The sequence below is a fragment of the Mesonia profundi genome, from assembly GCF_031085155.1.
Classification (GTDB): Bacteria; Bacteroidota; Bacteroidia; order Flavobacteriales; family Flavobacteriaceae; genus Mesonia; species Mesonia profundi.
This window is the reverse complement of record NZ_JAVHUL010000029.1, coordinates 26,166-40,013: the sequence shown is the minus strand read 5'-3', so window position 1 is coordinate 40,013 and position 13,848 is coordinate 26,166. Positions and strand designations below refer to the sequence as shown.

Genomic DNA, 13,848 nt, shown 5'->3' with positions numbered 1-13,848 from the left:
TTATAGCTAAAACAAGTTACTGATTATCAGTAAGATGAACAACTTTTTTCTTTTAAATCATAATGCACAACGGGTTAATTAATTATTTTTTTATACATAATCTCCAATCTTTTTCTGATTAATCTTCCTCAATCTCCCCAGTATATTTGTCATATTCGGGATAAAGGAAATTGTTATAGGGAAAACGCGTAACATGTATTTCTCTTACCGCTTCGTATACTTTTTTCCTAAACTCTTCGATGTTCTCCTTATTAAGGGCAGAGATAAATAAAACATTATCACCTAAGCGATTCATCCAAGTGCGTTCCCACTCTTCCAAAGTGTTGTGAGCGGGAGTTTTTTCGGTAATTAAATCATCTTCTTCAATTAATTCGGGTTCATAAGCATCAATTTTATTAAAAACCATCAATATCGGTTTATCGGCACTTTCAATTTCATCTAAAATTTGGTTCACCGAAGCAATATGATCTTCAAAATTAGGATGAGCAATATCAACTACATGTAAAAGTAGGTCGGCTTCTCTCACCTCGTCCAAAGTAGATTTAAAAGACTCCACCAGTTGCGTAGGTAGTTTTCTAATAAACCCAACAGTATCGGTTAATAAAAATGGCAAGTTCCTAATCACTACTTTACGTACGGTAGTATCTAAAGTCGCAAAAAGCTTGTTTTCGGCAAAGACTTCACTTTTACTAATCACATTCATTAAAGTAGATTTCCCTACGTTGGTGTACCCCACCAAAGCAACTCTTACCAGCTGGCCGCGATTTCCTCGCTGTACCGCCATCTGTTTATCGATGGTTTTTAGCTTGTTTTTAAGCTGAGAAACTTTATCTCTTACAATACGTCTATCCGTTTCAATTTCGGTTTCTCCCGGTCCTCGCATTCCAATCCCACCACGTTGTCTCTCTAAGTGTGTCCATAAACCAGTTAATCGAGGCAGCAAATATTCGTATTGCGCCAACTCTACTTGGGTGCGTGCGTAGCTAGTTTTAGCGCGTTGTGCAAAAATGTCAAGAATAAGATAGGTCCTATCTATTACTTTACATTTTAAAATTTTCTCAATATTTTTTTGTTGCGCAGGACTTAATTCATCATCAAAAATAGCGGTTCCTATATCATGTTCTTCTACAAAAACTCGCACCTCGTCCATTTTCCCTGTTCCTATAAAAGTTTTCGGGTTGGGCACATCGAGTTTTTGAGTGAATCGTTTTAAGACCTCACCTCCAGCGGTATAGGTTAGAAATTCTAGTTCTTCTAAATATTCTTCGGATTTTTCCTCATCTTGAAATTTATGGATAATCCCAATTAAGACCGATTTCTCATATTCAATTTCTTCTTTCTCTATCATTTAGCTCTTATTTAGAGTCAAAAATACGAAAAGGATTTTTATAGCCGAGAAATTTCTTTAACGAAAATTATTTAACAACTTTTTGTTAAGAAAGAGCCAATTTTTTGTATATTTAGCGTCATTATTAACAATGTTAATTGCTAAAAAATATATATCCCATGAAAAAAAAATTACTTCTATTAGGTGTGATTTTCAGTTACCTCTCATCCTTTGGGCAGATAGGTATTATAGAAAATTTCGAAAACGGAATACCTGCGGAATGGACGAGTAGTTTTCTGGCAAGCGCAACTCAAGCTTGTTCAGGACAAAGTGTTCGTGATAATTTGTATTCGAGCACTAATGCTTCAGGTAACTTAACCTCTCCCAATATTTTGGGACAATCAAATGCTACAGATTTGACCCTTAGTTTTGATTACAAAATTGTAAATTGGTCTGTACCCACAAACGCTACTCCTGCAGGATGGGGGAGCTTTTTAGTAGAATATTCTACTGATGGAGGAACAACTTGGGTCAATGTAGATACTATAGATGATTCTAACCATGTGGTTTCTGCAGAATGTGCTACAAAAACCTATACCGTAGCAGCTGCCGATTTGCCAGAAGGAACAGATTTTCAGTTAAAACTGGACATTACTTGGGCTAGTGGAGATTATTATGTGTATTATGATAATATCATTGCAACGCAAGAAACTGATGAAGCGCCAAGTTGTGATGCTTTGTTGAGTAATCCAGTTGATGGAGCTACAGATGTAGTTGTTGAAACTAACATTAACTGGTCTCAAGCTTCAGGTTTACCTTCTGGATACTTTTTAAGTATCGGTACAACTTCTGGTAGTACAGATATTTTAGATAACGAAGATGTAGGGTTTACTTTATCTTATGACTTGGCAACTAACCTGTTATTCGATCAAGAATATTTTGTAACGATTGTACCTTATAATGACAATGGAGATGCAACAGGATGCGAGGAGCAAAGTTTCACTACAGAAAGTGCCCCTCCACAAGGAACTGTTTGTGAAGATGCTATTCCTGTAACGGAGCCGCTTCCTTATGTTACTACAGATAGCACCTCAAATTATGAAGATGATTATAGTGGTTCTCCTGGTACAGATTGTGGAAGTGCATCTGGTTATTTAAATGGAGATGACGTTGTATATGAATATACGCCAACAGAAGATACTTCTGTAGATATAATTTTATCAGATTTATCGGGTAACTATGTCGGAATGTTTATTTATTCTAGTTGTGAAGATATAGGAACTGCTTGTCAAGATGGAATCGCTAATGGTTTCAGTTCAGATGATATGGAGATTCAGGATTACGTGGTTACAGGTGGAGAAACCTATTATATTTTAATATCTACCTGGGCAGCGCCACAAACTGTAGATTATACCTTATCTATATTAGAGAATACGTGTATTAATCCTACGGTAAGCTTTGAAGTAGTAGGAAATTGTATTGATGGACCTGAATTTTTTGTAGAAGTGGATATAACAGATATTGGCGATGCAGAAGATCTAAATATTTCTGATGGGACCACCACAGAAACTATCGATGCACCTGACTTATTATCTTTTGGACCTTATGCAAATGGGACAGACGTAAATATTACGGTTAATAATAATCAAGATGTTAGCTGTTTTATAGATAGTCCAACCTTAACCCAAGAATATTGTACAGAGACTTACTTAGATTGTGCTGTAGATGGTCCTTTTAATGTGGTCTACTGTTATGATAGTGGGGAAGTTTACGAAATTACTTATATAAGTACAGATGGGACAACACCTTTAAACTTGAACGTAAATTCTGGTAATGTAGAGAATAATTATGATGAGTTTATTGTATTGGATAGCGATGGCACGACAGAGCTTTATAACGGTTACGGAAATACAGGAGATTTAGCCGGATTGAGTTTTCAATCTACAGGAGCAGAGATCACAGTAAAAATTACACCAGATGGTAGTGGTTCTTGTCAATCAAATAGTACTTATGATTCTTTAGATTATACGGTGGCTTGTGCCACTTGTGTAAATCCTCAAGTTAACTTTGAGGTGGTTGCAGATTGTGCTGTAGATCCTCAGTTCTTAATTGATGTGGAGATTACAGATTTAGGAAGTGCAACAGATTTGATCCTTTCAGACGGAGATACAGCTAATGATCAAACGATTGCTGCGACAGGTACTTATACTTTTGGTCCTTATGTGAATGGAGACTTGATAAATATTTCTGTCTTAAATGCAGACGATATAAACTGTGAAATTAACAGCGGTGATCTTACGCAAGAATATTGTACGGCATTAACTGTAGAATGTGCTGCTGGTCCACAAAACGCAAGTTTTTGTTATGGTAACGACGAAACCAATGAAATTGTATTTACCAGTGATGATGGGACGGTGTTAAACCTTACTATTAATGCTGGACAAATGTCAACTTTTGGAGATGACTTTATCATTTTAGATAGTGATGGTACTACCCAATTGTATAATGGAACAGGAAATGGTGGAGATTTATCGGGGCTTACCTTTCAATCTACAGGAGATAATATTACGGTACGATTAATATCTAATGGTTTTACCAGTTGTGAAAGTAACGATTATACACCAATAGATATTACAGTAGCTTGTGCTACTTGTGTGAATCCTCAAGCGACATACTTTAAAGACTGTGACCCTGCTAACCAAGAATACTCTATTGATGTAGAAATAACCGATTTAGGTTCGGCAGGTTCTGTTGAAATTACAGATGACCAAGGAAGTGCACCGCAAACCTTGACTACGGTAGGTATTGTTTCATTTGGTCCTTATGCTTATGATACCGATGTGGTCATCACTACAGAAAATTTAGATGACCCTAACTGTGTCATAAATAGTGAAATAATTAATTCAGACGCCTGTCCTCCAATCCCTTGTATAGAAGCAGAACCTTTCTGTTCTGATGAAGGTCTACTCTTTCCAAACGTAGACAATAGCACTGGGACTACAGCACCTCCGGGAATAGATTACGGTTGTTTATTTTCACAGCCTAATCCCGTATGGTACTTTTTGCAAATACAAGATCCTGGAGATTTATCTATCGAGATGGTTCAAAACACGTCTTTTGATGATAATGGAAACCCTAACGGTACAGGCTTAGATGTAGATTTCATCGCCTGGGGACCTTTTAATGATGTAGATAGTGCGTGTAATGGTTTAACGGTACAAAATCAAGTGCCAGATAGTGCTGCTGGAGATGGTTGTAGTTATTCTGCAGCTCCAGAGGAAACTTTCGGAATAGAAAATGCACAGGAAGGAGAAGTGTATGTGTTGTTGATTACTAATTATAGTGGGCAACCAGGTTTTATAACGCTTAATCAAACCGGAGGAGACGGTTCTACAGATTGTAGTATAATAGATGAAAATACTACGTATGCCTGTGGAGATGATCCTGTAACCTTAACCTCTCAATACCCAACAGCACTAGCTTATGTATGGTATATGCAAGATGCGAATGGTGATTTTAATGTCATCGATGGAGAGGATACTATGGATCTAACGGTTGCTGAAGAAGGTATTTATAGATTAGATACCTTTAACAACGCAGGAGAATTACAGCAAGAGATATTTACGGTAATTTATTCTGAAGGGCCAGACCTTTCAAATGTTGATGATACAGTTTCGTTCTGTGGTTCAACTTCTACAACTTTGGATGCTACTATTGCTAATCCTGGTGCTTTTGATGGAGTTACTTATCAATGGTCAGATGAAAACGGTCCTTTAACTGGGGAAACTCAAGCTACATTAACCGTAACGCAAGCAGGGTTTTATACGATAGATGTTTCTGGAGTGGTATTAGACGATGATGGAAATGCAACAAGTCAAACTTGTGATTCTTCTATAACTATAGAAGTTACCACAGCAGATTTTACGGTGGATGCTGGAGCAGATCAGTCTGCATGTGATGCAGAAGAGGTTAGTTTAATCGCAGCAGTAGCTGGAGCAGATACTGCAAATGCAACTTATGACTGGGTTAATTCTTCAGGAGATAGTGTAGGGAGTACAGAAACGATAACAGTAACCCAAGCTGATGTTTATACCGTAACGATAACGATTGATGGTTGTGTGGCTTCAGATGATGTGGAAGTTATTTTTAACAACACCCCTTCTATAGATTTGGGTGGAGATATTTCTACTTGTGATGTAGGCGGAGTTACCATTGATGCTACTCCGGCGATGGGCGTTGGGGGTGTTACATTTGAGTGGACGTATAACGGGACATCAATTCCAGAGACTGGTGCTATAGTAAACGCTGTAGATTATGGATTTGGGACCTACACGGTAGAAGCTTATAGCGATGCTGCTTGTGCTGCAAGTCATAGTATTACGATAAGCGAAGCAGACTATACGGTCAACTTAAGTGCAGACCAAGAACTGGTAGCGACGGTGCTTAACTACTGTGAAGGTGAAGAAAGTGTACCAAGTTATTCGATTACATTTACGGCCAACATTGATGGTATTGATGCTTCTTTATTGAGCTATGCTTGGTATAAGAATGGAAGCTTAATCAGTGATGCTGCAGATGAGCCAACATATACTGCTAACTACACAGAAGATGTAGCTGCTATGGATACCTACTCTGTAGAAGTATCTTTAGATAGTTGTGTAGTAAACAGTGAAGCTTTAGGTGTAGACTTAACCATTGCCCCTTACGAAGGAGGTTGTGTGATTAGTGAAGGACTTTCTCCAGGAAACCTTGACGGAATGAATGACTGTTTAGATTTAAGCTTTTTATCAGATAGAACTGGAATTAAGAATATTCAGATCTTCAGTCGTTATGGACGCGTGGTGTATGAGAAGAGCAATTATGTAAATGATTGGTGTGGTCAAGACAAGGACGGCGACGTGCTTCAAACGGCTACGTATTTCTATGTGATTGAGTTCACTTCACCAGATCCTGTGTATGGAAAGGTGAAGAAAGGCTGGATTTATTTGAACAGAGAATCTAATAACTAAAGATAAACAAGAAGACAATCTGGCTGGAGTTGTAATACTCTGGTCAGAAGTTTTCTCTTTATATAATCGCAAAACCCAAAACAAACAAAACTAATGAAGAAACTATATATAACCTTGTGTGGTATTTTCTTGCTAGGGAGCATGGATGTATCTGCGCAGCAAGACCCGCAGTATACCCAATACATGTACAATATGAATGTGGTGAATCCTGCTTATGCAGGTTCCAAGGAGAGCTTGAATATCGGTTTATTATACCGTGATCAATGGTCGGGCTTTGATGGAGCACCTAAGACCTTTACTTTTTCTGCACATTCTCCCATAGGCGAGAATACAGGATTAGGACTCTCAGCTATTTCAGATGAGATAGGACCGGTAAAAGAGACTAATGTTTATGCAGATTTCTCTTACACCTTAGATTTTAACACCAGTGGGAAGTTAGCCTTTGGTATAAAAGCCGGCGCAACCTTCCACGAAGTGGGACTTACTAACTTGCAACTTCAAGATGGTAATGGGGATTTAGGACCTTTAGATCCTGCATTTTCAGCCAACCTTAATGAAACCTACCCTAATATTGGAGCTGGTTTTCTTTACTATACCGATAATTGGTATGTGGGAGTTTCTGTTCCTAATATGCTAAAGTCAACGCATTTGGATGCAGACCCAGACGGGCGTGAGTATGGTAATGAAGAGCTTCACTATTTTGCTACGGCAGGATATGTTTTTCAATTGTCAGAGAATTTGAAGTTTAAGCCAAGTACTTTGGTGAAGAGTTCCTTTGAGTCTCCTTTATCTTTTGATGTGAATGCAAACTTTTTGTTCTACGATCGCTTTGAGATAGGAGCCTCTTATCGTTATGAAGATGCGGTAAGTGGATTGATGAGTATTCGTGCGACCGACTGGATGCAGATAGGATTTGCTTATGATCATTCTATATCAGATATTGATCAGCCTTCTTATGAAGCCTTTGTGATCTTTGATGTTTTCTTTAATAAGAAGACTTACAGATCTCCACGTTATTTCTAAACCCCAAACAAACGCAAGACACTATTAATTATGAGAAAAAGATATTATATAGCCGCTGCCCTACTGTTTATGTTTAGTGGCGTGGCAAATGCACAAAAAAAGTCTACGAAAAAGGCAGACAAGCATTACGACCGATTAGAATATGTTGAAGCCATAAAGGACTATGAGAAATTAGTTTCTAAAGGTGATGCAGATGCTTACGTTTACGAGCGCTTAGCCGATTCTTACTACAACCTTTACAATACCAAGCAGGCGGAACGTTACTATAAGCTGCACTTAAAAGCAAGCTCTAATGCAAGCGCAGAAGCGCATTACCGTTACGCTCAAATGCTAAAGGCGAATAAGAAGTTTGATGCTTCTAATGCTGCGATGCAAGATTTTGCAAGCAAAGCCCCGAACGATGAGCGCGCAAAAGCTTTTAAAGCCAACCCAGACTACCTTCCACAACTTTTAAATGGGGAGCCAAGGTTTGCAGTGAATAAATTACAACTCAATACAAGCTATCAAGACTTTGGAGCCTACGCAGTAGGTAACAAGCTTTACTTTGTATCGGCACGTAATAAGTCTAGAAGAGATTATGGGTGGAACGACCAGCCTACTTTAGATATATATGAGGCAACCAAGAAAGGAGATAGCTATACGGATATAAAACTGCTAGATGGAGATGTAAATTCTAAGTACCACGAAGGAACGGTGAGCATCACTCCAGATGGAAAGACGATGTTCTTTACCCGTAATGACTATTCAGATGGAGACTATGAGAAAGACTCTAATGGAATAGGGCAGTTAAAGGTATACCAAGCCAAGTTGATCAATGGGGAGTGGGATGATATTCAAGAAGTATCGTTTAATGACTCAGAATATTCAACAGGACATACGGCAATTAGCCCAGACGGGAAGACGCTTTACTTCTCTAGCGATATGCCCGGAGGTAAAGGAATGTCAGACCTTTATAAGGTGGAGATTAAAAGCAATGGTAGCTTTGGAAGTCCACAAAATCTAGGCGCAGGTATCAATACCGAAGGAAGAGAAGGTTTTCCATTCGTAGATAGCGAAGGGACGCTTTACTTCTCTAGTGACGGCCAGTTAGGCTTAGGAGGTTTAGATGTTTTTTACGCGAAAACTTCGGGCGATGGCTTTGGAGCAGTGAAGAACGTAGGTCAGCCGGTAAATAGTAGTGGAGATGACTTCGCTTATAGCTATGATGTTGAAAAGGAGACAGGCTTTGTAAGCTCAAACCGCGGGGCATTAGAAGGGAAAGTAGCTAATGATAATATTTACCGTGTAGATCAAATCCAAATCGTGGAAGAGATTATGGTGGCAAGTACGGTGATCAATGAAGAAACAGGAGCAGAGATAGCTAATGCTCAGGTGGTAGTTTATGATTCCCAAGAGAATGAGATTGCCCGTGAGATGACTAATGATAATGGAGTGGCTAACTTTACATTGATGGCTAATGAGCCTTACGTTTTTCAGGTAAATGCAGAAGACTATGAGAGCAATGCTTCTATGGTTGGAGAAGATGCCGAAGGAGAAGTAGATTTAGTAATTGAATTAAGCCCTATAGAGAAAATCATCCAAGAAGAAGAAGTGGTGTTGAACCCTATTATGTTTGATTTTGATAAATCTAATATCCGTAAGCAAGCAGCTTTTGAATTGGATAAGCTGGTAGCAGTGATGAAGAAATACCCAGAGATGAAAATCAAGGTAGAAGCACATACCGACAAGCGTGGAGCAGCGAATTACAACCAGCAGTTGTCTGAGCGTAGAGCACAAAGCACGGTTCAATATGTAATCTCTAAGGGGATTGATGAATCGCGTATTAGCGGTGAAGGGTTGGGAGAGTCTGCACCAAAAGTGGACTGTGACTCTTGTACCGAAGAACAATTTGAACTCAATAGAAGATCTGTATTTAGAATTATAGAGAAATAAGTATTTAAATACTAGTATTGGTATTAATCACAAAAAGTCTTAACTGGATTGTTAAGACTTTTTGCTTTTTTAACTATTATTTAATAAAATTTTATATCTTGAGTCCTTAACCCTAAAATACTTAACCGTGAAGAAAAACCTACTATTAATCTTTATGATCATGTTTAGTTATTTGTCTTCTTTTGGGCAAATTGGTATCATGGAGACTTTCGAAAATGGAATTCCGCCAGAATGGTCGGGATCATTCCAAACAACTGCTATAGAAACGTGTAGTGGTGATAGCGTTAGGAAGAATTTTTATGAATTTAACTCTGTCGGAAATATTACAACTCCGAACATAGTTGGACAATCTAATGCTACAGACCTAACGCTAAGCTTTGATTACAAGATTGTAGATTATTATGCAGCAACAGGCCCTACCGCAGCAGGATGGGGTAATTTTACGATAGACTATTCTACAGATGAAGGTGCTACTTGGATTAATATAGGTACTATAGATGATTCAAACCATGTAGTATCTGCAGATTGTGCTACGAAAACATATACTATTGCTGGAGCAGATTTGCCTACGGGATCAGATTTTCAGTTAAGGTTTAATGCTACTTGGACAGCGGGAGATTATTTTTTATATTATGATAATATTTTAGCTACGCAAGTGACTACTCAGGCTCCTAACTGTGACGCTAATTTAACGAGTCCAGCAGATGGAGATGTGGATGTGGTAATTGATAGTAATATCAACTGGTCTCAAGCCACAGGAATTGCTACAGGCTACATCCTTAGTATTGGTACCTCGGCTGGAGCTACAGATATCTTAGATGCAGAAGATCTTGGTTTGTCCACTTCTTACGATCCTGTGGATAATTTTACCTTTGATCAAGAATACTTTGTGACTATCGTTCCTTACAATGCGAACGGAAATGCAACCGGATGTGTAGAGCAAAGCTTTACTACAGTAACGCCACCTTCTACAGGGTCTTTGTGTGAAAATGCCATTCAGGTGACAGAACCTCTTCCTTATGTAACCAATGATGATACTTCCCTTTACGGAGATGATTATTCAGGTTCTCCAGGAGCAGACGGATGTAGTACTACGACTAGTTACCTGAATGGTGATGATGTTGTGTATGAGTATACGCCAACAACGGATACTTCCGTAGATATTATATTATCAGACATTACTTCAAATTATGTAGGGATGTTTATCTACTCAAGTTGTGCAGATATTGGAGTAGGGTGTCAAACAGGTTTGACTAACAGCTATGGTAGCGATGATTTAGATATTCAAGATTATGTGGTTACTGGAGGAGAAACCTATTATATTTTAATTTCAACTTGGGCAACACCTCAATCTACAGAATATACGCTAACGATTACAGAAAACACATGTATAAATATAGAAGCTGAATTTGATGTAGTAGATATCTGTGATGCAGATGCTGGTACAGAAGGATTTACGGTAGAAGCGAATGTGATAGATCTGGGAGATGCTACAGATGTAACAATTTCAGACGGAGATACAGCAAACGATCAAATCGCCTCTGCGCCAGGGATCTATACTTTTGGACCTTATGCAAATGGTACAGATGTTACGATTAGTATAGATAATAACCAAGATTCCAACTGTTTTGTGTCTAGCGATACCTTAAGTCAATTTGCTTGTCCTCCTCCTAACGACGAATGTAGCGAAGCAATAGAGGTTACTGCGAATAGTACATCTGAATGTACTTCTACACAGCCAGGCACTATAGCAGCTGCAACAGCTTCTCCAGAAACTAACACTTGTTTTGGCGAGTCAAATGATGATGTGTGGTTTTGGTTTGAAGCAACTGCAGAGAATCATGCTATATCTTTATTAAATATTACAGGATCTACCACCAACTTAAATCATGCGGTTTATGAAGGAAGTGATTGTGATAATTTAGACTTATTATATTGTTCAGATGATTTTAACTCAAGTTCAAGTGCAGCTAATGGTTTAACCATTGGAGAGATTTATTACATAAGAGTATACTCTGCAACGCCAGCACCAGACCAAACTTCAGCTTTTGATCTTTGTGTATCTACATTGTCACCACCAATTACTACGAGTACAACTGAATATACCGTAGAAGAGCTGGTGTTAGACGTTTTAGTTGATAATCCTTGTACGCAGGTGACCAATATTACATCGTCTACAGGAACAGATTTTGGAACTACGAACGGGATAGGTTATTTTAATCAAAATGGTTCTAGTTTCCCAATGGAAGGCGGAGTGCTAATGAGTTCGGGTGATGTAAATGATGCCCCAGGTCCTGAAACAGACATTCAATCTGGTGGAGGTTATGACTGGCCAGGAGATGCAGATTTAGAAAATGCTGTACCAGAATTAGACTCAGGAGATTCACATAATGCTTCTGTGATAGAATTCGACTTTGTGCCATTTATTAGTGAAATTAGTTTTGATTTCTTATTCGCTTCAGAAGAGTATGGTACTTTTCAATGTAATTATTCAGACTCTTTCGCTTTCTTGGTGACTGATGAAGATGGTAATACAGTGAATATTGCTGTTGTTCCTGGAACTACAGATCCTATTTCGGTAGTTACCATTAGAGATGAAGTGCATAACGATAATTGCTCTTCAGAAAATGAAGAATACTTTGGTGAATATTATGGAGATACAGGTATCTCTCCTATTACTGCTCCCATTAACTTTAAGGGAAGAACAACCATGATGACGGCTGAAGCAAATGTTGTTCCTGGTCAGCAATACCATTTTAAACTCGTAATTGCAGATAGGGGAGATCCTTCTTATGACTCTGGTATTTTCTTAGCAGCGGGTAGTTTTGATTTTGGTGCTATAGATTTAGGAGATGACCTTACTGTTGTAGACGGTAATGCAAATTGTACTGGAGATCCAGTAACATTAGATACAGGGATTGTAGATGCTTCAAATGCGACCATTGAGTGGTATTATGAAGGAAACCTTCTTGTGGAATTAGATGCAGATGGAAATCCAATTTTAGATGAAGATGGATTTGAAATTCCTATCTCTACGCCTACTATTGAGGTGACTGAGCCTGGTGAATATGCGGTAGCCGTAGTTTACTTTGGTGCATGTGGTCTTACAGATGTAATTAATATTGAATTTTTTGAGGCTCCTGAATTAGATTTAACTACCGATAGTACTTTTATATGTGGAGGAGGTTCAGGGGAGCTAGATGTAGATGTGCTTAATGAAGCACAATTCAATGCTGTATCTTATGCTTGGTTCTTAGATGGAGTTGAGATTGTTGGAGAAACTGCAAGTACGCTTGTTATTACTGAAGCAGGGGAGTATGAAGTACTGGTTACATCAGATGGTGGTTGTGAAGCAACCGAAACTATTGTTATTGACTCTAGTAATTATGATGTTTCTTTTGATGGTATAGAAATACCTTGTACACCAGAAGGAGAATCGAATAGTTTTGTTCTTACCCCAGTAGTCACAGGTGTTCCTGCTGATGAATTGGATAATGTAGAGTACTTATGGAGTACCAATGAAACCACTCCATCTATTACGATAACCCAAGATGGGAGTTATACGGTGACTACAACTTATAATGGTTGTGAAGCAACCGAAACATTTGTAGCAAGCTTTAGGAACACCCCTTCTATAGATTTGGGTGGAGATATTTCTACTTGTGATGTAGGCGGAGTTACCATTGATGCTACTCCGGCGATGGGCGTTGGGGGTGTTACATTTGAGTGGACGTATAACGGGACATCAATTCCAGAGACTGGTGCTATAGTAAACGCTGTAGATTATGGATTTGGGACCTACACGGTAGAAGCTTATAGCGATGCTGCTTGTGCTGCAAGTCATAGTATTACGATAAGCGAAGCAGACTATACGGTCAACTTAAGTGCAGACCAAGAACTGGTAGCGACGGTGCTTAACTACTGTGAAGGTGAAGAAAGTGTACCAAGTTATTCGATTACATTTACGGCCAACATTGATGGTATTGATGCTTCTTTATTGAGCTATGCTTGGTATAAGAATGGAAGCTTAATCAGTGATGCTGCAGATGAGCCAACATATACTGCTAACTACACAGAAGATGTAGCTGCTATGGATACCTACTCTGTAGAAGTATCTTTAGATAGTTGTGTAGTAAACAGTGAAGCTTTAGGTGTAGACTTAACCATTGCCCCTTACGAAGGAGGTTGTGTGATTAGTGAAGGACTTTCTCCAGGAAACCTTGACGGAATGAATGACTGTTTAGATTTAAGCTTTTTATCAGATAGAACTGGAATTAAGAATATTCAGATCTTCAGTCGTTATGGACGCGTGGTGTATGAGAAGAGCAATTATGTAAATGATTGGTGTGGTCAAGACAAGGACGGCGACGTGCTTCAAACGGCTACGTATTTCTATGTGATTGAGTTCACTTCACCAGATCCTGTGTATGGAAAGGTGAAGAAAGGCTGGATTTATTTGAACAGAGAATCTAATAACTAAAGATAAACAAGAAGACAATCTGGCTGGAGTTGTAATACTCTGGTCAGAAGTTTTCTCTTTATATAATCGCAAAACCC

General features: G+C 38.6%; 5 protein-coding genes. 4 read left to right on the top strand and 1 reads right to left on the bottom strand.

Going from position 1 to position 13,848, the window contains the following annotated elements:
• Positions 1 to 118: 118 nt before the first annotated feature.
• Positions 119 to 1,348, bottom strand: a complete 1,230-nt coding sequence (gene hflX / locus RBU60_RS10685) for a GTPase HflX (protein WP_308864971.1) — start codon at positions 1,346 to 1,348, stop codon at positions 119 to 121.
• Positions 1,349 to 1,506: 158 nt separating this feature from the next.
• On the opposite strand from hflX, the gene RBU60_RS10680 reads away from it, so the two are divergent.
• The 4 genes from RBU60_RS10680 (at position 1,507) to RBU60_RS10665 (ending at position 13,771) form a co-directional block, all read left to right on the top strand.
• Entirely contained in the window at positions 1,507 to 6,336 is a 4,830-nt protein-coding gene (locus RBU60_RS10680) for a T9SS type B sorting domain-containing protein (RefSeq protein ID WP_308864970.1), read from the top strand.
• Between the two features lie 93 nt (positions 6,337 to 6,429).
• Complete coding sequence (locus RBU60_RS10675; RefSeq protein WP_308864966.1) at positions 6,430 to 7,359, top strand: PorP/SprF family type IX secretion system membrane protein; 930 nt, start codon at positions 6,430 to 6,432, stop codon at positions 7,357 to 7,359.
• 30 nt (positions 7,360 to 7,389) lie between these two features.
• On the top strand, positions 7,390 to 9,291 hold the full coding sequence (locus tag RBU60_RS10670; protein WP_308864968.1) for an OmpA family protein: 1,902 nt from the start codon (positions 7,390 to 7,392) through the stop codon (positions 9,289 to 9,291).
• Positions 9,292 to 9,418: 127 nt separating this feature from the next.
• Positions 9,419 to 13,771: a choice-of-anchor L domain-containing protein gene (locus RBU60_RS10665; RefSeq protein WP_308864967.1), complete on the top strand. Its 4,353-nt coding sequence runs from the start codon at positions 9,419 to 9,421 to the stop codon at positions 13,769 to 13,771.
• Positions 13,772 to 13,848: the final 77 nt, after the last annotated feature.